The sequence below is a fragment of the Hyphomicrobium sp. CS1BSMeth3 genome, assembly GCF_900117415.1.
Classification (GTDB): domain Bacteria; phylum Pseudomonadota; class Alphaproteobacteria; order Rhizobiales; family Hyphomicrobiaceae.
In genome coordinates this window covers 340256-362557 of record NZ_FPEI01000002.1, presented here as the reverse complement: position 1 = coordinate 362557, position 22302 = coordinate 340256, and the positions used below count along the sequence as shown (strand labels likewise).

18 protein-coding genes are annotated in these 22302 nt (G+C 65.9%); 8 read left to right on the top strand and 10 right to left on the bottom strand.

Annotation, left to right across the window (positions count from 1 at the left end; all coding sequences use genetic code 11):
* Nucleotides 1-1382: 1382 nt before the first annotated feature.
* Nucleotides 1383-2627, top strand: coding sequence for a bifunctional phosphopantothenoylcysteine decarboxylase/phosphopantothenate--cysteine ligase CoaBC (gene coaBC, locus CS1BSM3_RS01690; RefSeq protein WP_072385219.1), 1245 nt, complete (start codon nt 1383-1385; stop codon nt 2625-2627).
* 50 nt (nt 2628-2677) lie between these two features.
* Nucleotides 2678-3160 carry a dUTP diphosphatase gene (gene dut, locus CS1BSM3_RS01685; protein ID WP_072385218.1) on the top strand — a complete coding sequence of 161 codons (483 nt, stop codon included), beginning with the start codon at nt 2678-2680 and terminating at the stop codon, nt 3158-3160.
* 9 nt (nt 3161-3169) lie between these two features.
* Here dut and serS read toward each other — a convergent pair whose 3' ends face one another.
* The 8 genes from serS to CS1BSM3_RS01645 all read right to left on the bottom strand — a co-directional run bounded on the left by serS (nt 3170) and on the right by CS1BSM3_RS01645 (nt 11554).
* Nucleotides 3170-4468 (bottom strand): serine--tRNA ligase, encoded by a 1299-nt coding sequence (gene serS, locus CS1BSM3_RS01680; RefSeq protein ID WP_072385217.1) that lies wholly within the window; start codon nt 4466-4468, stop codon nt 3170-3172.
* Between the two features lie 88 nt (nt 4469-4556).
* Nucleotides 4557-5075 carry an STM3941 family protein gene (locus CS1BSM3_RS01675; protein WP_072385216.1) on the bottom strand — a complete coding sequence of 173 codons (519 nt, stop codon included), beginning with the start codon at nt 5073-5075 and terminating at the stop codon, nt 4557-4559.
* Between the two features lie 54 nt (nt 5076-5129).
* Nucleotides 5130-5903, bottom strand: coding sequence for an SDR family oxidoreductase (locus tag CS1BSM3_RS01670; protein WP_072385215.1), 774 nt, complete (start codon nt 5901-5903; stop codon nt 5130-5132).
* Between the two features lie 29 nt (nt 5904-5932).
* Entirely contained in the window at nt 5933-7327 is a 1395-nt protein-coding gene (locus CS1BSM3_RS01665) for an acyclic terpene utilization AtuA family protein (RefSeq protein WP_072385214.1), read from the bottom strand.
* Nucleotides 7324-7620: a DUF4387 domain-containing protein gene (locus tag CS1BSM3_RS01660; RefSeq protein WP_072385213.1), complete on the bottom strand. Its 297-nt coding sequence runs from the start codon at nt 7618-7620 to the stop codon at nt 7324-7326. The genes CS1BSM3_RS01665 and CS1BSM3_RS01660 overlap by 4 nt, the downstream gene beginning before the upstream one ends.
* Nucleotides 7621-7768: 148 nt before the next feature.
* Complete coding sequence (gene purF / locus CS1BSM3_RS01655; protein WP_083528151.1) at nt 7769-9256, bottom strand: amidophosphoribosyltransferase; 1488 nt, start codon at nt 9254-9256, stop codon at nt 7769-7771.
* Between the two features lie 198 nt (nt 9257-9454).
* Nucleotides 9455-10735, bottom strand: coding sequence for a phosphopyruvate hydratase (gene eno / locus CS1BSM3_RS01650; protein ID WP_072385212.1), 1281 nt, complete (start codon nt 10733-10735; stop codon nt 9455-9457).
* Between the two features lie 159 nt (nt 10736-10894).
* Nucleotides 10895-11554 (bottom strand): CAP domain-containing protein, encoded by a 660-nt coding sequence (locus tag CS1BSM3_RS01645; RefSeq protein ID WP_072385211.1) that lies wholly within the window; start codon nt 11552-11554, stop codon nt 10895-10897.
* Nucleotides 11555-12172: 618 nt separating this feature from the next.
* Between CS1BSM3_RS01645 and CS1BSM3_RS01640 the strand changes: the two genes are divergently transcribed.
* Both CS1BSM3_RS01640 and CS1BSM3_RS01635 read left to right on the top strand, forming a co-directional pair.
* Nucleotides 12173-13348: a hypothetical protein gene (locus CS1BSM3_RS01640; RefSeq protein WP_072385210.1), complete on the top strand. Its 1176-nt coding sequence runs from the start codon at nt 12173-12175 to the stop codon at nt 13346-13348.
* 47 nt (nt 13349-13395) lie between these two features.
* A complete protein-coding gene (locus CS1BSM3_RS01635) occupies nt 13396-16836 on the top strand; it encodes a helicase HerA-like domain-containing protein (RefSeq protein ID WP_072385209.1) in 3441 nt (1146 codons plus the stop codon).
* A 137-nt stretch (nt 16837-16973) separates the two neighbouring features.
* On the opposite strand, the gene dinB is transcribed toward CS1BSM3_RS01635, so the two are convergent.
* Nucleotides 16974-18062: a DNA polymerase IV gene (gene dinB / locus CS1BSM3_RS01630; RefSeq protein ID WP_072385208.1), complete on the bottom strand. Its 1089-nt coding sequence runs from the start codon at nt 18060-18062 to the stop codon at nt 16974-16976.
* Between the two features lie 160 nt (nt 18063-18222).
* Here dinB and CS1BSM3_RS01625 point away from each other — a divergent pair, with 160 nt between their 5' ends.
* Entirely contained in the window at nt 18223-19389 is a 1167-nt protein-coding gene (locus CS1BSM3_RS01625) for an NAD(P)/FAD-dependent oxidoreductase (RefSeq protein WP_072385207.1), read from the top strand.
* Between the two features lie 18 nt (nt 19390-19407).
* Here the strand turns inward: CS1BSM3_RS01625 and CS1BSM3_RS01620 are convergent, their stop codons facing one another.
* The gene (locus CS1BSM3_RS01620; protein WP_072385206.1) at nt 19408-20310 is read right to left on the bottom strand and encodes an AAA family ATPase; all 903 of its coding nucleotides are present in this window, start codon (nt 20308-20310) and stop codon (nt 19408-19410) included.
* 410 nt (nt 20311-20720) lie between these two features.
* Between CS1BSM3_RS01620 and CS1BSM3_RS01615 the strand changes: the two genes are divergently transcribed.
* The 3 genes from CS1BSM3_RS01615 (at nt 20721) to CS1BSM3_RS01605 (ending at nt 22222) form a co-directional block, all read left to right on the top strand.
* A complete protein-coding gene (locus tag CS1BSM3_RS01615; RefSeq protein WP_143149037.1) occupies nt 20721-21053 on the top strand; it encodes a hypothetical protein in 333 nt (110 codons plus the stop codon).
* Between the two features lie 191 nt (nt 21054-21244).
* Nucleotides 21245-21583: a hypothetical protein gene (locus CS1BSM3_RS01610; protein ID WP_072385204.1), complete on the top strand. Its 339-nt coding sequence runs from the start codon at nt 21245-21247 to the stop codon at nt 21581-21583.
* Nucleotides 21584-21769: 186 nt separating this feature from the next.
* A complete protein-coding gene (locus tag CS1BSM3_RS01605; protein WP_072385203.1) occupies nt 21770-22222 on the top strand; it encodes a hypothetical protein in 453 nt (150 codons plus the stop codon).
* Nucleotides 22223-22302: the final 80 nt, after the last annotated feature.

Genomic DNA, 22302 nt, shown 5'->3' with positions numbered 1-22302 from the left:
AAGCAGAAGACGGCATACGAGATGATGCTCTCGGAGAGCCAGGAGCGCATGCTCATGATCCTCAAGCCCGGCTCGGAAGCTGCGGGCGAGGCCGTGTTCCGCAAGTGGGGCCTCGATTTCGCGATCATCGGCAAGACCACCGATACGGGCCGCATGATCGTCAAGCACAAGGGCAAGGTCGAAGCGGATCTGCCCGTCGACAAGCTCGCGAACTCGGCGCCGCTCTATCAGCGCCCGTGGGTGCCGACCGATCCGCCGAAGACCATTCTCGCCGAGTGGGTGCCGGCGGCTGCGAGCCTTACCGGCACGCTCGAGGCCATGATGAGCGGGCCGCATCTCGCCTCGCGCCGCTGGATCTACGAGCAGTACGATCACATGGTCATGGGCCAGACCATCGGGCGCCCCGGTGGTGATGCGGCCGTCGTGCGCCTGCCGGGCACGAAGAAGGCGATCGCGGCGAGCTGCGATGTCACGCCGCGCTACTGCCTCGCCGATCCGGTCATAGGCACGAAGCAGGCCGTGGTCGAGACGTGGCGCAATCTGACGGCCGTCGGCGCCGATCCCATCGCCATCACAGACAACATGAACTTCGGCAATCCCGAGCGGCCTGAGATCATGGGCCAGTTCGTCGGCTCGGTCGAAGGTATGGGCGAAGCGTGCCGCGCGCTCGGCTATCCGGTCGTGTCGGGCAATGTCTCGCTCTACAATGAGACGAACGGCAAGGGCATTCCGCCGACGCCCGCGATCGGCGGCGTCGGCCTCGTTCCCGACTGGACGAAGACGGCCGACATCAAGCTCAAGCACGACGGCCATCTGCTGATCCTGATCGGTCATGAGGAAGGCCACCTCGGCCAGTCGCTCTACCAGCTCCATGTCACGGGCAAGAACGAGGGCGCGCCGCCGCCTGTCGATCTTGAAGACGAGATCAAGGCCGGCAATCTCGTGCGCGCGCTCATTCGCGAGGAGAAGGTCTCGGCCGTCCATGATGTGAGCGATGGCGGCCTGTTGGTGGCCGTTGCGGAGATGGCGCTCGCCGGGAACCGCGGCGCCGAGCTGTTCCCCTATGAGGGCAAACTGCCGCCGCACGCCGTCTGGTTCGGCGAGGACCAGGGCCGCTATGTGCTCGCCGCGGCGCCCTCGACAGCCGAGGAAATTGCCGAGCGGGCACGCCTCCTCGGGCTCGCGGTCCGCATCATCGGGCGGACGGGTGGCGATGCCATACAACTCAAGGGGGAAGCCCCGCTCTCTCTGGCCCAGCTCCGCAAAAGCCACGCAGCCTGGCTGCCTGAGTATATGAGTGGAAAGCGTAATTCCTGATCGTGTTTAGTGGCCACCGGACGACGGTGGTACACTGGACGCCGTTAGTCAGGAGCTAGAGACCCGTGCGCGAGCGACGCCTGCTTCTCATCATCGGCGGTGGCATTGCCGCCTACAAGTGCCTGGAGCTGATCCGGCGCGCGCGCGAGCGCGGTTTCTCCGTGCGCACGGTCATGACCAAGGCGGCGCAAGCCTTCGTGACGCCGCTCTCCGTGAGCGCGATCTCCAACGAGCGCGTGCTGACCGAGCTTTTCGACGTCGATGAGGAGCGCGAGATCGGCCACATCCGCCTTTCGCGCGAGGCGGATCTGATCGTGGTGGCACCCGCGACGGCCGACCTCATGGCCAAGATGGCGGGCGGCCATGCCGACGACCTCGCCACCGCTGTCCTGCTCGCGACCGACAAGCCCGTGCTCATCGCGCCGGCCATGAACCCGCGCATGTGGCAGCACGCGGCGACGCAGCGCAATGCCGCGACGCTCGAAGCGGACGGCATTCACTTCATCGGGCCCAATGCCGGCGAGATGGCCGAGCGCAATGAGGCGGGGCCCGGCCGCATGGCCGAGCCGCACGAGATCCTCGCGGCCATCGAGCGCCTCTGGGGCGACGAGATCGCCAACCACATTGGCGCGACGCAGCCGCTCGCGGGGCGTCACGTGCTGATCACGGCGGGCCCGACGCACGAGCCCATCGATCCTGTGCGCTACATCGCCAATCGCTCGTCCGGCAAGCAGGGCTATGCGCTCGCAGCCGCAGCACGTGCGCTCGGTGCCCGCGTGACGCTCATCTCGGGACCGACCGGCTTGCCGATCCCGCACGGCGTGTTCGTGTCGCACGTCGAGAGCGCACGAGAGATGCTGGCGACGGTCGAGGCGGCGCTGCCGGCGGACGTCGGCATCTTCACGGCTGCGGTCGCGGACTGGCGCGTCGCCGATGCGAGCAATCAGAAGATCAAGAAGGATGCGAAGCACGCGACGCCGACGCTGTCGCTCGTCGAGAACCCGGACATTCTGAAGACGGTCGGGCAGGCAAAGGCCGGGCGCCGTCCGCCGCTCGTCGTCGGCTTCGCGGCCGAGACCGACAACGTGCTCGAGAACGCGAAGAAGAAGCGCAAGAGCAAGGGCGCGGACTGGATCGTCGCCAATGACGTGTCGCCCGCGACGGGCATCATGGGCGGCGACCGCAATGCCGTGCACATTGTGAGCGCCGAGGGCGTGGAGAGCTGGCCGGACATGGACAAGGGCGATGTCGCGCGCCAGCTCATGGATCGCGTGGCGGCTTGGCTCGCGGAGAACACAGGCGAGGCCTGATTGGCGAAGCCTGATCGCGCGGGGGCGCGGCGAGAATTGTGGGGGCGCAGATGGGAAAAGTGACGATCGAGGTGCTGCGTTTGCCGCACGCCGAGGGGCTGGAGCTGCCGGCCTATCAGTCGACGGGTGCCGCGGGGCTGGATCTTGTTGCCGCTGTTCCCGAGGACGGCCCGATGGAGCTGGCGCCCGGCGCGCGCAAGCTCGTGCCGACGGGCCTCGTGCTGCAAATTCCCGAAGGCTATGAGGTGCAGGTTCGTCCGCGCTCGGGCCTCGCCATTCGCCACGGCATCACGCTGCTGAACTCGCCCGGAACGATCGACTCCGACTATCGCGGCGAGGTCATGGTTATGCTGATCAACCTCGGCACGGAAACAGTCACGATCGAGCGCGGCGAGCGCATTGCGCAGATCATCGTCGCGCCCGTCGTGCAGGCGACGCTCGTTGAGGTGAAGGCTGTGTCGGAAACCGCGCGTGGTGCCGGCGGCTTTGGCTCGACGGGGACGAAGGCGAAAGCAAAGAAGAAGGGCGCGTAGGCCCTTCTCCTACGGCTTAGAGATCCGCTCCAGGCCGCCCATGTACGGGCGCAGCGGCTCGGGAATGAGCACGCTCCCATCCACCTGCTGGTAGTTCTCCAGGACCGCGATGAGCGTGCGGCCGACCGCGAGGCCGGAGCCGTTCAGCGTGTGCACGAACTCCGTGCCTTTGCCGCCGGCCGGGCGGAAGCGCGCGCCCATGCGCCGCGCCTGGAAATCGCCGCACACCGAGCAGGACGAGATCTCGCGATAGGCATCCTGGCCCGGCAGCCAAACCTCGAGGTCGTAGGTCTTCTGCGCGGAGAAGCCCATGTCGCCCGTGCAGAGCACGATCGTGCGATGGGGAAGCCCCAAGCGCTTGAGGATCGTCTCGGCGCAGTTCGTCATGCGCTCGTGCTCGGCGAGCGATTTGTCGGGCGTGGTGATGGAGACGAGCTCGACCTTGCTGAACTGATGCTGGCGGATCATGCCGCGCGTGTCGCGCCCCGCCGCGCCCGCTTCGGAGCGGAAGCACGGCGACCATGCCGTGTAGCGCAGTGGCAGTGCCGCCTCGTCGATGATCTGCTCGCGCGCGAGGTTGGTCAGCGAGACTTCGGCGGTCGGGATGAGCCAGAACCTGTTCTCGCCGGTGGTCTGGAACAGATCCTCCTCGAACTTCGGCAACTGCGCCGTGCCATACATGGCCTGATCGCGCACGAGCAGCGGCACCTGGCATTCGGTGTAGCCGAACTCGCCCGTGTGGATGTCGAGCATGAACATCGCGAGCGCGCGCTCGAGACGGGCGAGCTGGCCCTTCAGTACGACGAAGCGGGCGCCCGACATGCGCGCGGCCGCCTCGAAATCCATGAGGCCGAGCGCCTCTCCGATCTCGAAGTGTTGCTTCGGCTTATTGAGGCTCGCGGCGGGCATCGTCTTCGGATCGCCCCAGCGGCGGACCTCGACATTGGCCGTCTCGTCCTTGCCCTCGGGCACGTCGGCGAGCGGGATGTTCGGCAGAACGGCCAGCTCACGCTCCAGCGCGGCTTCGAGATCGCGCTGCTTGTCCTCGCCGGCCTGAAGCTGGTCCTTGAGGGCTGCAACCTCAGCCATGAGCGTGCTCGCCAGCGCCTCGTCCTTGGAGGCCTTGGCTTTGCCGATCTCCTTCGAGGCCGAATTGCGCCGCGCCTGGGCTTCCTGCAGACGCGTCTTGATCGCGCGTAGCTCCTCGTCCTTGGCGATGAGCCCGGCCGAGAGCGGCTCGAGCCCGCGGCGCTTGAGGCCGGCGTCGAAGGCGGCGGGGTTCTCGCGAATGGCTCTGATGTCGAACATGGAAATAGCCCTGACGGCTGTGAACTCAGCGTTGGGGGCTGTCTTAGGGGGCCGAGGCGCGGGCGTCCAGTGGCGCGATCCCCCAATCCTAAGTCCGATCGCCGCGCGCCCGCTGCCAGTAGGCCGTAATCGTCTCCAGCAGCGCCTCGTGCCCCATTTTCAGGCCCTGGGAGGCAATGCAGAGTCCGTCCGCACCGACGGCTGTGTTGAGCGGCCGCGTGAGGCGCGCCATGGTGGTCAACTTCAGCGCGCGCTCATAGGCCGGATCGACGGCGAGCACGATCGCCGGTTGATTGTAGGCCGACCATGTCGAGATGCCGTGGATGGCCGACCACGGCACGATCTCTCCCGTGAGGCGCGTGTCCCTGACGCCGCGCGGCGAGACCGTGACAATGGGGCCGCGCAGCGCGAGCAGGCGCCAGAGTGCAACCAGGGCGACGAAGCCGAAGAAGGCGACGCCGAGGCCGCCAACGACTTCGCCGATGGCGCCGTGCGCGGGCGTGATGAAAAGCGAGATGAGGACGAAGGCTGCGCTGACGGCGATCGTGCCGATCATCCGCCAGGGTGAGAGCCTGATCTCGATCGTGCGGGTCGTGTCGATGGCCATGCGAGCCACCCCCCAATGAGCCACCCAAAGTGAGCGCCCCCGACCAGTACGTGCTCAGCGCCGATACTGGCCGCCCCCATCCATGTCGATGACAGTGCCCGAGAGATACGCCACTTGCGGTGCCGCGAGCATGACCGTCAGCGCTGCTACTTCTTGCGGTTCTTTGAGGCGGCCGAAGGGCAATCCCTGAAGCAGCTCTTCCCAGCGGTTCTCATCGCCGAAGGTGGTCTGCGCGCGCGTCTTCGTGAGCGTCATGATGCGGTCCGTGCGCGTCGCCGCCGGATTGATGCCGAACACGCGTACGCCGAAGTCCGCGGCGCCCGAGCCGATGCCTTTCGTGAAGGCATTGAGGCCGGCGTTGCCCGTGGAGCCGCAGATGTAGTCCCACCGCGGCGCCGGGCCGGCCATGCCGATGATGTTGATGATCGTGCCCGATTTGCGCGGCTTCATCTGCTGAAGCGCGAGCTGGGTCATGTGGATGTAGCCCATGACCTTGAGCGCCCAGGCCTCGGTCCACTTGGCCATGCTCATGTCGAGAATGCTGCCGCCGGGGATCGCGCCCGCGTTGTTTACGAGAATGTCGATGTCGGGAAAGCGCGCCATGGTGGCCTCGCGCGCGGACTCCTGCGAGAGGTCGGCGGCGTGCGTCGTGACGTTGGCCTGATGGCGCGAGCGGATGTCGTCAGCCGCCGCGTTGAGAGAGTCGGCGCTGCGCGAGACGAGGATGACGTTCGCGCCCTCGGCGGCAAAGGCTTCGCCGATGGCGACGCCAATGCCCTTCGATCCGCCGGTGACAAGCACCTTCTTGCCCGCAAGCTGCAGGTCCATGGTCGTCCTCCCTTATGTCGTTTGCGGCGTTATCTGCCGATGGTTTCAATCGAGACAGGAAAGAGCGGCGCGAGGTCGTCGACCTCCATGATGTGATAGACGCTGAAGCGATAGGCGTCGCCGGCCGTCATCTCCGGCGGCGTGAAGGGGAAGCCGAGGTTGCCGGCTGTCGAGATGCGGCCTGGGAATGGTGCGTGCAGCAGGTACTGCTTCGCCGTCGCGGCGACGGCGCGGGCTTCTTCCTCGGTCTCGCCAATGCATTCGACGAGCACGCCCACCTCTTCGGGCACGGTCGTCACGGGCTGGCCGCCGACGACACCGAGACCATAAAAGCGGAAGAAGAGCTCGTAGGGCCGCTTGGGATTGGGCGGCACCAGCTCGCGGATCATGGCCTCGACGCTGGCCGCGATCTCCTGCGCCTTGGCGATGAATACAGGATCCGTCGAGCCGGCGACGAGCACCGCACGCGCGCCGATCCGCGTTGCGCCCTCGATCTTCACGGAGAACTGGGTGGCCGGCTCCCAGCGGCCGCCGGACACGCGCACGCGGCGCTCGTCCACGGCCTCGTACTTGGCATCGGCGAGATAGAGAATGCCCTCGGGCTCGGCGACGGAGAGCGGATCGGCCTGCTCATAGAGACTGTGCGCAGCAACCGACATCGGCGTCGCGCGGCGGTTCGGGTTCATGCTTTCGAGGACGAAGCTCTCACCTTCGAGCGTGCCGAGCATGGCATCGCGCCCACCGCCTTCACAGCAGAGCGAGGCACACTCGATGATCTTCGCCATCTGCAGGGCGGGGCCGACGGGGAAGCCGAGACGCTGCGGCAGCGTCGCGTAGATCGCGGTATCGCAGGCGCGGCCGGCAATGATGATGTCCGGTTCGAGGTCGATGGCGCGCTGGAAAGCTTCCATGCCCATCTGGCCGACGATGCGGGCAGCGCCGTCGACCTCAGCTTCGGTGAGGGTGCTGATCGGGCCGATGGCTGTGACCTTCTTCGCGCGCACGGCGGCCTTCACTACGTCGCGCGGCATCTCGGCGCCGATCGTGGCGACGCGGAAGTTGAGATCGTTCTCGCGCGCGATCTCGCGAATGATCTCCATGGTCTCGGCAAGATGCGGATCGCCGCCGCCGGTGCCGGCCGTGCCGAGGATGAAGGGAATGCGATTTCTCACCGCGCCGACGATTGCGAGGCCGAGATCGCGCTTCGAGGAGCGCCGCGCGGTCGCGAGCTTGCCTGCACCGAGGTAGTAGGGGCCAGGATCGACCGAGCCCATGTCGGCGCCGATGAGGTGCGGCTTCCGCGCAAGGCCGGCGCGGAAGGCGGGCTCGGGAATGCCATAGCCGAGCTGGCCGGAGGCAGAGAGGATGCGCAGCGGGCCCTTCTCGCGCTTCCAGGCGTCGATGGTCGAGGCGAACGCGCTCATATTTCGAGATCCAGGATGGGGCGGTGTTGCTGGGCGCCGTAGACGTCGGTGTCGCCGGGTGTGCCGGCGATGATGCGACGTGGCAGCACGATCTTGATCGCGTTGGCGGCCGGATAGGGAATGATCTCGGCCTCGGCGACATTGAAGCGCTGGGCGATCACCGCGGCCTTGAGGCTCGGCGCGGCGAGCGCACGCTCGTACATCTCGCGGGTGTCGAACATCAGGTCGAGCGTGACCTGGGTCGGCCCCGCGTTCTTCGAGCGAATGACGCGCGCGGCGTCGATCAGTTTCATGAGGGCGTTTCCGGGATAATTTTGATTAAGTCCATACATAGTGCGGCACGGAAGCGCTCTTGCGCAATGCCCTCACCGCGCAAAGCAGCAGGGCCCGCAACGCACAGCGCGCGGGCCCATCAATTGTTTCAGTGATGTGAGACCGGCTTCAGCTCACTTCGGCCAGAAGCGAGAGCTGGTAGCCGTTCGAGCCATCGCGGTCGACGAGGCGCGTCGGGTAGCTGCCGGTGAAGCAGTGATCGGTAAACTGCGGATTCTTCGGATCACGGCGGTCGAAGCCCATGGCGCGATACGTACCGTCGATCGACAGGAAGGCGAGGCTGTCGGCGCCCATGAACTCGCGCATCTGCTCGACCGACATATTTGCTGCCAGCAGTTCCTCGGTGCGCGGCGTGTCGATGCCGTAGAAATCCGGATACTTGATCGGCGGGCTCGAGATCCGCATGTGGACCTCCTTCGCCCCGGCGTCACGGATCATGTCGACGATCTTCTTCGAGGTCGTGCCGCGCACCACGCTGTCATCGATAAGGACGACGCGGGCGCCACGGATGACGCCGACATTCGCCGAATGCTTGAGCTTCACGCCGAGCTGGCGGATGCGCTGCTCGGGCTCGATGAACGTGCGCCCGACGTAGTGATTGCGCACGATGCCGAGCTCATAAGGAATGCTCGAGAACTGCGCGTAGCCAATGGCGGCCGGCACGCCCGAGTCCGGGATCGGCACGATCACGTCGGCAGGAATGAGCGACTCGCGTGCGAGCTCGATGCCGAAGTTCTTGCGGACCTCATAAACACTTCGCCCGCCAGAGATGGAGTCCGGGCGGGCGAAGTAGATGTACTCGAAGATGCACGGGCGGGCCGGGCGTTTGGGGAAGGGGCGATGGCTCTCGACGCCCTCCGCGGTGATCACCACCACCTCGCCGTTGTCGATCTCGCGCACGAATTGCGCACCGACGATGTCGAGGGCGCAGGTCTCCGAGGCGAGCACGTAGGCCTCGCCGAGACGGCCGAGCACGAGCGGGCGGATGCCGACGGGATCGCGCGCGCCGATCAGCATGTCGTTGGTGAGGCCGACGAGCGCGTAGGCGCCTTCGATCTGGAGAAGCGCATCGATAAAGCGCTCGACGATGCGGCGCTTCTTCGAGCGGGAAATGAGATGGAGAATGACCTCGGTGTCGGAGGTCGACTGGCAGATGGCGCCGGAAGAGACGAGCTCCTGGCGCAGCGTCAGCGCGTTCGTGAGATTGCCGTTGTGGCCGACGGCGAAGCCGCCCGTATCGAGGTCGGCGAAGAGCGGCTGCACGTTGCGGAGAACGACGTCGCCGGTCGTCGAGTAGCGGTTGTGGCCGACGGCCATGCGGCCCCTGAGCCGCTCGATCACGCTTGCTTTAGAGAAGTTGTCGCCCACCAGACCCAGACGACGCTCCTGATTGAAGCGCGTGCCGTCGTAGGTGACGATGCCGCAGCCTTCCTGGCCGCGGTGCTGGAGCGCGTGCATCCCGAGGGCTGTGATCGCGGCCGCATCGTCGTGGCCGAATATGCCGAAGACCCCGCATTCCTCGCGGAGCCGATCGCCATACCAGTCGGGTTCGTCGGTTTGCAGCGTGTCGGCGTCCTGGGTTTGCGGAACGGACATCATCGCTGCGGCTCCATCGCTGCCGGTTGAGCGCCGGATATGTGACGCAAGCTTCTTAACTTCAAGTCAAGAGGCAGCGCCAATACGCGGTCCTATATGTCAAAAACGTGTCAATATCCATCCCCAACACGCATGTCTTCCACGTGTTGTTGACGCAGGGTCGGGGAGGCGCGGCACACGTTGTCGCGGGGGCTCGAATCAGGCCCTGCGAAGCACCGATCGGCCGGCGTACTGAGCGACGTCGCCGAGCTGCTCCTCGATACGGATGAGCTGGTTGTACTTGGCGAGGCGGTCCGAGCGCGAGAGCGAGCCGGTCTTGATCTGGCCGGCGTTGGTCGCGACCGCGAGATCCGCGATGGTCGAGTCCTCGGTCTCGCCGGAGCGGTGCGAAATGACGGCCGTGTAGCGGGCGCGCTGGGCCATATCGACGGCGTCGAGCGTCTCCGTCAGTGAGCCGATCTGATTGACCTTGACGAGGATCGAGTTGGCGACGCCCTTGGCGATGCCCTCGGCGAGGCGCTTGGTGTTGGTGACGAAAAGGTCGTCGCCGACGAGCTGGCAGCGGCTGCCGATCGCCTCGGTGAGCGTCTTCCAGCCCGCCCAGTCGTCCTCCGACATTCCGTCCTCGATGGAGACTATGGGATAGCGCGCGACGAGATCCGCGAGGTACTTCGCCATGCCGGCGCCGTCGAGCGACTTGCCCTCGCCCTCGAGCGCGTACTTGCCGTCCTTGTAGAATTCCGTGGCCGCACAATCGAGCGCCAGCACGATGTCATCGCCGGGCTTGTAGCCCGCCTTCTCGATCGACTTCATGATGAAGCCGAGAGCCTCGTCGGCACTCTTGAGGTTTGGTGCGAAGCCGCCCTCGTCGCCGACATTCGTCGAATGGCCGGCATCGTGGAGACCCTTCCGCAGCGTGTGGAAGACCTCCGCCCCCATGCGGATGGCGTCGGCGCAGGTCTCGGCGCCGACCGGCATGATCATGAATTCCTGGATGTCGATCGGGTTGTCGGCATGAGCGCCGCCGTTGATGATGTTCATCATCGGCACGGGCAGGACGCGGGCGTTGGTGCCGCCGATGTAGCGGTAGAGGGGCAGGTTGCTCGCGAGGGCGGCCGCCTTGGCCGTGGCGAGCGAGACGCCGAGGATGGCGTTGGCGCCGAGGCGCGACTTGTTCGGCGTACCGTCGAGGCTGATGAGCGCCGCATCGATGCGGCGCTGGTCCTCGGCATCCATGCCGGAAAGCGAGTCGAAGATCTCGCCATTCACCGCATCGACGGCCTTCAGCACGCCCTTGCCGAGATAGCGGGACTTGTCGCCGTCGCGCAGCTCGTTGGCCTCGTGCGCGCCCGTCGAGGCGCCGGAGGGAACAGCCGCCCGCCCGACCGAGCCGTCCTCCAGCGTGACGTCGACCTCGACGGTCGGGTTGCCACGGCTGTCGAGGATCTCGCGGCCAATGATGTCGACGATGGCGGTCATATCGGGCTCCAGTCGGCGTGGGGATGTCGGTTGCGCGCGGGTATAGCCCGCGCGCGCCGGAACGAAAAGCCGATCGGAGGTAGAAGAGCTAAATGGCCGCGCGGTCGCTGCAGCCGCAACTAAAGCGTCGCGGCGATCAGAGCCGCAAGCGCGTTATGGCTAGAGCCGTGAGCCGATGACCAGGGTCCAGAAGGTCTTGAACTCGGTCTTGGGATCGTGGACCAGGGCGAGGCCGATGTGCTGGGCTTCTGGCTGGAGGAGATTCTTGTTGTGGCCGGGGCTGTTCTGCCAGCCCTTGAGCACTTCATCGAACGTCGCCTGGCCGGTGCCGACGTTTTCCGCCGCGAGCTTGGCATTATAACCGGCGCGCTTGACGCGATCCCAGGGGTTCGAGCCGTCGGAGCCGTAATGCGAGATGCGGTCCCACTTGGCGAGATCCTGGGCGTGCGCGCGGGCGGCCGTGGTCAGCTCGGCGTCGAGCTTCAAGGGCTTCAAGCCCTTGGAGCGGCGGTAATTGTTGATGGCGTCGCGGGCGGACTCGGGATTGAGGGCGGCGCGGGAGTAATCGCGGTCGGCGAGGGCCCCCTTGGGCGCGCGCTCGGAGGGGCGATTGGCGCTCGGCGCGAGGCTCGCGGTGCGCTGGCTGCCTTCGACGCGGGTCGGGGTGCGGGTGTCGAGATCGCCGCCCAAAGAGGCTTGGCGGGTCGGTCGGGCCGAGAGGCTCGGGCTATCTGCGAAGCCGGCCGTCAGGGCACTCGAATTCATGCTGCAACCGGTCGTCCAGAGAGCGACCGTAACCCCCACCAGCACGCGATACATGGGCTCAACTCCTGCCGTCCGACGCGCAACATACCCAGCATTAACTATGCCGCCGGGTAGTTAATTTGCCCTTAACGATGCGCGCACGGAGATCATTTCCCCTCTGTCAGGACCGGGCCTTGGCCGCGTCGTTTTCTGCAGATCCCCTGTACGAGCCCGAAGTGTTCGGGCCCGTCGCCTCACCTGCACAGTACGCGGGAGAATCCTGTCCTGCCGGGGCATAAGAGATGGAATCTTCGTGACATTATTGGGGCCATTGGGCCCTCGTCGTTAAATATAATTGGCCCGCGCCGTGGCCTGATGCCCTCACGGCTGCCGGGACGGACCGATTCGGGGCGATTTTGCTTGGCGGATTTGTTGCACTCTTCCAGAATGCTGTTGATTCTACGGTGATTCGTCCGGGTTGAGGGGCCCGGCGGCTGGGATTTCGCGAGGGAAACAAGAAATCCTGCCCGATCGTCCGGTGGAGCGCGCAGGGGTGCGCGACCGGCAGATCCCCATGTGCTGGGTAAAGAGTGCTGGGTAAAGGTCGGGTCGAACGCGACCGCGGCCATGTGCGCATTGTCGCCTGTGTTGGACAGCTCGGAGGCAGACGGCGGTTTGCTAGGGGGCAAGGACATGGCGGTGGCGGTACTGAACGCGCCGCGCGCGGAGCCGGCGCGAGTCGATGCGCTGCGGCTTGGCGCGCTCGTTCTGGTTCGGCTGTCGATCAGCGAGGCAGGCGTCAGCGAGGCCGAGCTCGCGCGGGACCTGCAACCTTTGGTCAGTCCCGTTGTCGAAGCCGCGGAGTGGCGGCTGCTGCTCGGGCGGCTGGTGGCGGCGCATATCAAGGATCAGTTCGCTGTGCGGCGGAGCAATCGCCTGCACGCGACGGCGACCGGACGGCGCCAGGCGCAGAATTTCCTGGGCGTGAGCCCGGTGGGTTTGGGTGACTGGGCGGCGGTGCGCGATGGGCTCTTGATCGCCCGCGCGCTCGGGACGCCGGGCTTGCCGGCTCGGCGCCTCAAGGCGCTCGGCAAGATCGAGGGGCTGAGAAGCGCGATCGTGATCGCGGCGCACGGGCTCAAGCCGCGCTCTGCGGCGAGCGCCTCGCGGCTCAGGAACGACCTTGCGCTGCTGGCGCTCGATCGGGCTTTCGGCAATCGCCTTCAGCGCGATCTGGGGGCCAAGTCAGGGCTCTCGGCGAAGGCAGCACGGTTGCTTGCGGGCCAGCTCTCGGTGCGCCCGCGCGATTTCGGCTCGGACAGCCGGCTCGTCGCGGGGCTCGCAGCGGAAGCGATCGGCGTCACGAGCGCCACGTTGCAGGCCATGCGGCTCGCGCTGCTGCGCCGATTCGTGACGGGCGACCTCGAGTGGCCGATGGCGGTGCCGAGGCCGCAGGCTCGGGCCGAAGTCGCACCGGCGCCAGCGAAGCCATCCGTGGCGCCGTCGACAAATGCACCGGCCGTCGTCCAGCAACTGCGACCGGCGCCTGCGCCCGTGGAAACGGGAAGGCCCGGCCCCGAGGCGTTCGCGCGTGCGGTGAAAGCTCTGGCGCGGCCGCTCGCGGTCGGCGGCTGGTCGGGCAGCCGCAAGGTCTACATCTCACAAGTCTGGACCGCGGTGCGCGAACGGCACGCCGGTTGGGGACTGAGCGAGATCGAGTTCAAGGCGATGCTCACGGAGGCACATCGCACAGGGCTTCTGGTGCTCGGGACATCGGATCTGCGCGAGAAGCGCGATCTCGACGACATCCAGGCCTCGGCCACCGTCTTCAAGAATACGGTCTGGCACTTCGTGCGTGTCGATGAGTAGTCCCTCCAGGGGCAACACATTTCTTTGTATCGAGGAACAACAAGAACATGCAGCGTGCAGTAGAGAGCGCGGCCCCGGTCGAGAGTTTTGCGTCGGCATTTGAGCACTCGATCACCTGGGAAGACGACGTCTGGCATGCCGACCCGGTCGACATCGCGGCCGTGCATAAATCCGCGCGCGCGAAATTTCAAAGTGCGCTCGACGCGATCGTCAAAGCCGAAGGGACCGTGACGCCCGCGCGTCTGCTGCTCTTCCACGGCCAGTCCGGTGCCGGCAAGACGCATCTCATCCGCGCGCTCAGGACGGCCAGCCATCGCGCCGGCACGGCCTATTTCGGCTATGCGCAGATGACGCCGGACGTCGCGAGCTATGCCGACTACTACCTGCGCCGCCTCGTGGCTTCGCTCGAGAAGCCCTACGATCCCGATGACGAGGGCGAGAGCGGTCTTGCACGGCTCACCAACAAGCTCGCCGCCGCCGCGCTCAACGACGAGCAGCTCAACGAGCTGACTGAAGCCAAGCTCGACGAGGACCAGCTCGCCAAGCTGATCATCTCCTATGCCGACGAGATCGTCGCGAGCCCGTCGTTCGCCGAGCAGGAGCTCGACATCAACATCGTTCGCGCGCTCCTCTATCTCCAGCGCGCCGACCCGCGCATCGACCAGCGCGTGCGCCAGTATCTGCAGGGCCGCCAGCTCAACGAGCTGTCGCAGTCGTCCGTCGCCGCGCTCGATCCGAGCACGGGCGAGGGCCGCGCTTTCGAGATCATCGAGAGCCTCGGCAAGCTCATGTGGACGGTTGACCGCGCGGCGCTCGTCTTCTGCATCGATCAGGTCGAGGACCTGCGCTTCTTCCCTGATGCCGATGATCGCTTCCAGAAAGCCGTGCGCGATCTCATCCAGATTGCGAACCGTGTGCCGAGCGCGCTGATCGTCATCTCCTGCCTCGGCGATTTCTACGACCAGATGCGCGGCGTGCTCGCGCAGTCCTACATCGACCGCATCGAGAAGGCGGGCCCTGTCGCGCTGCTCGAGAGCCGCACGGCCGACGAGGCGCGGCTCATTCTTTCGCGCCGTGTCGAGCAGCACGCGATCGCGCGCGGCGTCGATCCGACGACCGTCGATCTGACGAAACTCTTCGGCGCTGATTTCATGGCCGAGCTTGGCGGCCTCTCGACGCGGCGCCTCCTCGAGGATGCGCAGGCGCGCCTCAAGAGCCGTGCCGCCGACGAGGAAGCGCCGGCCAACGAGCCCGAGGAGACGGATGGTGCCGGCTTCATCTCGACGCTCGCGGCCGCCCTTGGCTTCGGCCTCGGCGGTGGTGGCGAGAGTGCGCCGGCATCGGCAAACCAGATTGATTTCCGCGCGAGCTGGGAGCGTTTCGCGAGCCTTTCCGAAGCCGAGATGCCGTCCGACGATCAGGAGCTGCTCGGCGTGCTCACATCCGCGTTGGAGTTGGCGCGCGCCGAATGGGGCAGTGCCGTCACGCTCTCCGTGCGCCGTGCCGACCTCGGCGACGATCTGCCGGCAGCGGATGTCACGGTCACGCACGCGTCCGGCATCATGCAGAAGACGCGCGTCTTCATCTGCAATCGGCCGACCCAGGGCGGCGGCTTGAAGCGCCAGCTCGACAAGGTTCTGTCGAGCCTCTCCGCGGCAAGTGCCGTCATGCTGCGCGCGAGCGACTATCCCCCGGCTCGCAAGAACCAGACGGCGCAGGCCTTTCGCAAATTCCGCGAGAGCGGCGGGCGCACGCTCGTCGTGCCCATGACCGAGTGGGAGCGCATGATGACGGTGCGCGAATTCCACGCGCGCCATCGCACGGATCCGGGATTTGGCGGCTGGCTCGAGCAGGCGAAACTGCTGTCGGGCCTCTCCGTACTCGGGCAGCTCCTGCGCCTCGACCTGCTCGCCGGCCCAATGCCCATGGGCGACATTCCGGCGAAGCGCCGCGGCGTGGAAGCCCCGCTCGAATCCGCCGAACAGAGCAATCTCGTCACGCTTCCCTGGGCCAAGGGACCGCCGCCGCTGCCGGCCGAGGCACCGCCGCGCGATGGCTTCAGCCTGCCGAGCTTGCAGAGCCGTCTCGCCGATTGGACGGGTTGGTCCTCGTCCAATCCCGGTGGTCCGGCGCCCGCAGCGGGCGAGGACGAGCAGGATTTGCCGATCAGCGTCATCCTCGACGAGCACGGTTCGAATTCTTCGAGCATTCTTGCCGGTCGCGAGATCGGCGGACGCGGCAAGAGCATCACGCTCAACAAGGATGTTCTGAAGCGCCACACGGCTGTGCTCGGCGGCTCGGGCTCCGGTAAGACGACGCTCGCGCTTTGTCTCATCGAGCAGCTTCTGATGAACGGCACGCCCGTCATCCTGCTCGACCGCAAGGGCGATCTCTGCTCCTACGCCAATCCCGAAGTCTGGCGCGATCGCGACGACGATTTCGGCGAGGCGAGCGGCCTGCGCGAGAGGCTCGGCGATGCCATCGACGTTGCTGTCTACACGCCGGGTCGCGCGTCGGGTCGGCCGATCTCGATCACGCTGCTGCCGACCGGCATCAACGAGCTTCCCGAGCATGAGCAGCAGCTCCTCGCCAATCTCTCGGCGGCGGCGCTCGGCGACATGCTGCATCTCAAGAACTCGGCGACGCACCAGAAGCAGTCCGGCACGCTTTCGGTGGCGCTACGCATTCTCGGCTCGCGCTTCAGCACGGAAGTCGGCCTCACGGACCTCATTCACCTGCTGGAAGACGAGGATCCCGAGCTGACCGAGCTGACGCAGCGCATGGATCCCTCGGGCAAGATCCGCCGCGATCTCGTCGCGCAGCTCGACAGCCTCCGTCACCGCAATGCCGCGCTCTTTGAGACGGGCGGCGAGCCGCTGCGCATGGAATCGCTGCTTGGCATCGGGCCGCACGCGCGCCCAGACGGTCGCACGCGCCTTTCGATCATCTACACAGGCTTCCTCGGCGACAACGAGAACATCCTCTTCTGGGTCTCGCAGTTCCTTTCGGAGGCGCTGCGCTTCTGCCAGCGCAATCCGAACGACGAGCTGCAGGCCGTTGTCATGCTCGACGAGGCGGACCTCTACATCCCGGCGAACGCGAAGCCTGCGACCGCAGAGCCGCTGCAGAGCCTCCTGAAGCGCGCGCGCTCCGCGGGCCTCGGCCTCATGCTCGCGACGCAGTCGCCGGGCGATCTCGACTACAAGTCGCGCGACCAGATCACGAGCTGGTTCATCGGCCGCGTGCGCGAGGATACTGCACTCAGGAAGCTCAAGGCAGCCTTCCAGAGCGAGTCGGGTCTCGATCCGGCCGCCGTGCTGCCGCATCAGACGGTCGGCGAGTTCCATCTCGTGCAGGAAGGTCTCGTGCGCGCGCTCAAGGCGCAGCGCTCGCTCATCACGGCCGAACAGGTGCCGTTCGACCGCATCGAACAGCTCGGCTTCGAGACCAAAGGTCAGGGCGAACGACAGCTCAGGTTGTTCGGGTAGCGAATTTTTTTCCCCTCTCCCCGCACGCGGGGAGAGGGGAACCCTTTGTCCCACGTCCTGGGGCGTAACCGGGGTGAGGAGCGACCACAGGCGCTCACGGCCGGCGCTTATCGCCGCTCCTCAGCCCGGCGCATTCCCTATCCTTCCGCAAGCGCCAAGCTGAGCTGCTCTGTCGATGCTTCGTCGCGCGCGCCGAAGCTCGAGAGCGTCACGCCGACGAGGCGAATGCCCTTGCTCAATGGATAGACCGAGCGGACGAGCTGAAGGCTCGCCGCGTGCAGGGCCTCTCGAGAATTGATGGGCGCGTCGAACGTGCGGCTGCGCGTTGCAATCTGGAAATCGGCGTACTTGATCTTGACCGTCACCGTGCGCCCGAGCGCGTGCGTCTTCTCGCACCATGCCCAGACATCATCGGCCATCTCGCAGATGGCGGTCTCGATCTCGGCCGGCTCGATGAGATCGCGCGAGAACGTCGTCTCCGAGCCCGAGGATTTGCGCGGCCGGTCCGGCACGACCGCGCGATGATCCTCGCCGCGTGCGAGGCCGTAGTACCAGGGGCCGGATTTGCCGAAGTTCTGCTGGAGGAATGCGAGTGTTTGCTGCTTCAGATCCGCGCCCGTGAAAATACCGAGGCGGTTCATCTTTTCCGCCGTCACCGGTCCGACGCCGTGGAATTTGCCGACCGGCAGGTCCGCGATGAAGGCCTCGCCTGCGCCCGGCGGAATGACGAACTGTCCATTGGGCTTGCGGTGATCGGAAGCGAGCTTTGCCAGGAACTTGTTGTACGAAATGCCGGCCGAGGCCGTCAGGCTCGTCTTGGCAAGAATGCGGGCGCGGATTTCCGTCGCGGTGGCGGAGGCTGTCGGAATGCCGCGCAGGTTCTCGCTCACGTCGAGGTAAGCTTCATCCAGCGAGAGCGGCTCGATGAGCGGCGTGTACTCGGCGAAGATCGCGCGAATCTCCTGCGACACCGCGCGATAGACCTCGAAGCGCGGCTTCACGAAAACGAGCTCGGGACATTTCCTGAGCGCCGTGCTCGACGGCATGGCGGAGCGCACGCCGAACTTGCGTGCCTCGTAGCTCGCCGCCGCCACGACGCCGCGCGCAGCGCCGTGCCCGACGGCTACCGGGCGGCCGCGTAGGGCCGCATCGTCGCGCTGCTCCACGGACGCGTAGAAGGCGTCCATGTCGATGTGGATGATCCTGCGGATCGACGACTCGCTCATGGCGCCGATACATCTAGCACGAGCGGAACGGACGGTGAACTGCCCGGCGCGGATGTCCACTGCCCGGGGAGGCGCACACATTTGACGTGCGTGGCAATGAAGCGCTGATCGGCGGCGCGCAGACGCGCTATCATTGACGGACCATACGAGGGAGAGCGCCTTGAGCATTCTGATCATTGGGGCGGGCCATGCAGGCGGCGCCGTAGCGGCCAATCTGCGCCAGCTCGGCTCGGATGCGCCCATCACCATCATCGGCGATGAGCCCTACCTGCCCTACCAGCGTCCGCCGCTCTCGAAGGCCTGGCTGAAGAGCGACGTGGTGTTTGCTGCCGTCGGCCTTCGCCCGCAGAGCTACTACGAGCAGCGCGGCATCACGCTGCGTCTCGACGCGCGCGCGAGCTCCATCGACCGTGGCGCCCACACGATCACGCTCGCGAGTGGTGAGACGCTCGGCTATCGCACGCTCATTCTCGCAACGGGCGCGCGGGCGCGACGCCTCGGCCTCGTCGGCGAGGATCTGCCGAACGTCCATGTGCTTCGCACGATCGCCGACGCTGATCACATCAAGGCCGCCCTCGTCGCGGGCCGGCGTCTCGTCGTGATCGGCGGCGGCTACATCGGGCTGGAGGTGGCAGCGTCAGCGCGCCTCAAGGGCATGGACGTTCTCGTGGTCGAGCGCGAGGCGCGCCTGCTCGCCCGCGTCGCTTCTCCACCTATCTCGGCGTTCATGCAGAGCTTTCATGAGCGCCAGGGCGTCAGATTTCAGCTCGAGACGGGCGTCACCGGCTTCGATGTGCGCGATGGCCGTGTAGCCGGTGTGCAGCTCAGTAGCGGCGAGACTGCAGCGGCCGACATGGTGCTCGTCGGTGTGGGCGCCGTTCCCAACACGGAACTTGCTCAAGCTGCCGGTATTACCTGCAGCAATGGCATTGCCGTCGATCTCGAAGCGCGCACGAGCGATCCAGATATTTTCGCGATCGGCGACTGCACAGAGCGGCCATTGCTGCACTATAGCTGCCGCGCACGCCTCGAAAGCGTTGCGAGCGCGCTCGAGCAGGCGCGACAGGCTGCGGCTGCGATCTGCGGCGGCAAGGCGCCCGCGCCGGAAGTGCCCTGGTTCTGGTCCGACCAGTACGACCTGAAGCTTCAGATTGCCGGGCTGCCGATCGGCGCGACGCGCATCGACGTGCGCGGCGATATGGAGCAAGGGAAGTTCGCTGTCGCGCATCTGGATGGCGAGGGCAGGCTCTGCGCCGTCGAAGCCGTCAATGCACCAGCCGAATACATGGCCGGCCGCGCGACCATCGGCAAGCAGCGCGCCGGCTGACCGGCGGCGCTTTCACGTTCAAAGGAACGAAGCGGGCTTCGTTTTGGCGCGGGCGCGCGCGAGTGCCCAGAGCTTGTCCCCGTCGAGCGGCACGGGCCGGCGGAACTCGGCTTCGGCGGTTGCCACATCCGGGAGGCTGCGCGCGATGATGTCGTCGAGCCGGTCGGTCATCAGGTCGTTGTGGAGCGCGCGCCAGAAGGCGACGCTTTCATCGCGATAGGCGCGCACCAGCCGCTCGATCACGCGGCGGTCTTCGAATGAGCGTGGATTGAAGAGCTGGAAGGCGATTACGAGCTTGTCGTCGAGCGTCGGACGATGCGTGTGCCATGTCGCGCGGCCGTCGCGGAAGAGCGAGGTGCGCATGGTCGTGAAATTGTTGCCGGTGAAGATCACCGGCATGCCGCTGTCGTCGAAGTTGCGCGGCTCCTGTGTATCGGCGAGCTGCTGGAGCTGATGGGTCACGAGGAGGCTGTTGATCGTCTTGCCGGTCTGGCTATCGGCGGCGGAGATCGAGAGATCGAAGTCATCGGCCACGATCGCGATACGTGCTTTGCGCGCGCGAGACGTCTCGGCTGCGAAAGTCATGAAGTCGTTGAGGACGGCGCTGGCGCCGCCTTCGTGCTCGCTTGCCAGCATGGAGGCCGGCAGCAGCGCCACCGCGAAGCCATAGCGGAGCGAAGCATCGGTTGCGGACACCGTCTTGCCCGTGCCGCGCGCGCCCTGAATGATCAGGTATCGCTCGGCACGTCCTTTGAGCGAGGGCAGCACTTGCTTGAAGAGATGCCGGCGGATCGCCCGCTCGAGCTCGTCGAACACGATGCCGTCCGGGCAGAGGAGCTGCCCAGGCATCCGGATCAGGCCGGCGAAGGGCGATGGCGGCGCCGGCTGAATATTTGGCGCCAAGTTCGTGATCCGGGACATTCGTCGATCCTCCAGGGCGTCCACGACGGGACGCAGGGCAACCACCGATCACGGCGCCAGATTCGACGCATGGCGACAATATTCAACCTAAGATTGATCCACAGGACGTTGAGATAAATCCTAGATTGAGCCGCGGCGGGGCAAGAGAACAACCTCTGCGCGAAGCTCGGCTCTCCCCATGGCGATGCCGGAATTTGCACGCTGTGCGCGAAATAACGGCGCAGGCCCGGGCTTCTCTGTCCTCTTAAATGGTGCCATGTGTGGCCGTAATTCCACAATTGTGCTCACACTTGGGCTGCACGTAGACCGCGAAATGGCGAATCGGGTACTACTACCTCTAGTTGCGTTCCTGGGGGCAGGCCGAAGCCCCGTTACTTCATTAGCAGAGAGAGCAGATGAAGAAATTGCTATTGGTGGTTGCAGCCTGCGCCATCGCGACGCCGGCCCTTGCCCAGCGGGTCAATCAGAGCGCATCGAGGGACAGCATCTCTAACTCAGCACGCGTCGAGCAGATGGCCGGCGCGCTGGCCTTCAGCCAGATCGGTCAGGGCGAGCGCGTGACGCTCGAGTCGCCGCGCAGTGAGCCGCTGATCAAGATCGATGGCGGCGCATTCGTGATGCCGTATTTCAACGAGTCCTTCAACGCGCGGGGCGGCGACATACGCATCTCCGATCCGGTCGGCTCGTTCGTCGACGAATCCCGTCGGCGGATAACCATCGACGTGGACAACAATCCAGGCTGACGACGCGCGCCGGTAGGCAAGGGCGCGACCCGCGCACCTTCTGTCGGCACACTCCCGCTGATCGCCTGATCCTCTGCAGTTGAGCGCGGATTGCATGCAATCCGCGAACGGCGAGCTGCGGCTTCTCTCTTTGTACGCGTGCGTGCCCTGGGGCGGGAGCAGCCCCGAATCTCCATCAGATGAGAGAGCACATGAAGAAGTTGCTATTGGTGGTCGCAGCCTGCGCCATCGCTACGCCCGCCCTCGCCCAGAGCGCATCGAGGGGCAGCATCGCGAACTCCGCACGTGTCGAGCAGATGGCCGGCGCGATGGCGTTCAGCCAGATCGGCCAGGGCGAGCGCGTGACGCTCGAGTCGCCGCGCAACGAGCCGCTGATCAAGATCGATGGCGGCGCGTTCATCATGCCGTACTTCAATGACTCCTTCAACGCATCGCGCGGCGGCGACATCCGTATCTCGGATCCGGTCGGCTCCTACATCGACGAGTCGCGCGTCCGCGTGAACGTCGACGTGAATGGCTACTTGCCCTGAGCGCAAACCAGGCGTGCGACGGGCTTCCGTGAATCCGTCGCACGTCCGGCCGCCAGACCGAAATTTGTTCAGTCGATTGCTTTCGTAGCCGCTGCCTGCGTGCGCTCTCTGTCGTCCGTTGCGACCGACTGTATCGCTACGGCTGCCCGTGAAGATCACGCGTGACGTAACCGCAAGAGGATTTCGATGCGACATGCTGCAGCCGGCGCCGTCCTTCTGGCGCTTCTTTCTGCTGGTGCCCACGCGGAGCCGCTCACGATCGATCAAAGTGCCTGGCTCAACTACGCGATCGTGGTGAATACGACGAAGAAAGAATCCGATCTGCGCCTCAACCAGCACGGCACGATCAACGGCATTTCCTCCGTCCAGATGTCCGGGGAGAACAATGCCCAGATCCAGACGCATCAGCGCGGGCGCCGGAACGCAGTAGGCCTCCATCAGTCGGGATGGATCACCGCGGCGCGCGTCGTGCAGGAAGGTCCCGGCAGCTTCACCGGCCACAAGCATCTGCCGACGCAATACAGCGGCCGCAACACCGACGAGGGCTACCTCTCATATTTCATGACCGGCGGCTTCAGCATGGTCACCCTCACTGACAGCAATCACACCTGGATCAGCCGCTTCGGGCGGGCGCGCTGAGGGGAGGTGCCGCGTGCGAAGCGTGACGCTCACAGATTTCTGCTCCGTCGCGGCGGCGGCGTGCCGGGACATTTCGGACC

Bases quoted from the DNA above. Each gene is read 5' to 3' on its own strand.
- CS1BSM3_RS01675 (WP_072385216.1), bottom strand. From the start codon at position 5,075: ATGGCCATCGACACGACCCGCACGATCGAGATCAGGCTCTCACCCTGG.
- CS1BSM3_RS01610 (WP_072385204.1), top strand. From the start codon at position 21,245: ATGAAGAAGTTGCTATTGGTGGTCGCAGCCTGCGCCATCGCTACGCCC.
- CS1BSM3_RS01665 (WP_072385214.1), bottom strand. From the start codon at position 7,327: ATGAGCGCGTTCGCCTCGACCATCGACGCCTGGAAGCGCGAGAAGGGC.
- serS (WP_072385217.1), bottom strand. From the start codon at position 4,468: ATGTTCGACATCAGAGCCATTCGCGAGAACCCCGCCGCCTTCGACGCC.
- dut (WP_072385218.1), top strand. From the start codon at position 2,678: ATGGGAAAAGTGACGATCGAGGTGCTGCGTTTGCCGCACGCCGAGGGG.
- CS1BSM3_RS01620 (WP_072385206.1), bottom strand. From the start codon at position 20,310: ATGTCCCGGATCACGAACTTGGCGCCAAATATTCAGCCGGCGCCGCCA.
- CS1BSM3_RS01645 (WP_072385211.1), bottom strand. From the start codon at position 11,554: ATGTATCGCGTGCTGGTGGGGGTTACGGTCGCTCTCTGGACGACCGGT.
- CS1BSM3_RS01640 (WP_072385210.1), top strand. From the start codon at position 12,173: ATGGCGGTGGCGGTACTGAACGCGCCGCGCGCGGAGCCGGCGCGAGTC.
- CS1BSM3_RS01635 (WP_072385209.1), top strand. From the start codon at position 13,396: ATGCAGCGTGCAGTAGAGAGCGCGGCCCCGGTCGAGAGTTTTGCGTCG.
- eno (WP_072385212.1), bottom strand. From the start codon at position 10,735: ATGACCGCCATCGTCGACATCATTGGCCGCGAGATCCTCGACAGCCGT.
- dinB (WP_072385208.1), bottom strand. From the start codon at position 18,062: ATGAGCGAGTCGTCGATCCGCAGGATCATCCACATCGACATGGACGCC.
- CS1BSM3_RS01660 (WP_072385213.1), bottom strand. From the start codon at position 7,620: ATGAAACTGATCGACGCCGCGCGCGTCATTCGCTCGAAGAACGCGGGG.
- CS1BSM3_RS01670 (WP_072385215.1), bottom strand. From the start codon at position 5,903: ATGGACCTGCAGCTTGCGGGCAAGAAGGTGCTTGTCACCGGCGGATCG.
- purF (WP_083528151.1), bottom strand. From the start codon at position 9,256: ATGTCCGTTCCGCAAACCCAGGACGCCGACACGCTGCAAACCGACGAA.
- CS1BSM3_RS01605 (WP_072385203.1), top strand. From the start codon at position 21,770: ATGCGACATGCTGCAGCCGGCGCCGTCCTTCTGGCGCTTCTTTCTGCT.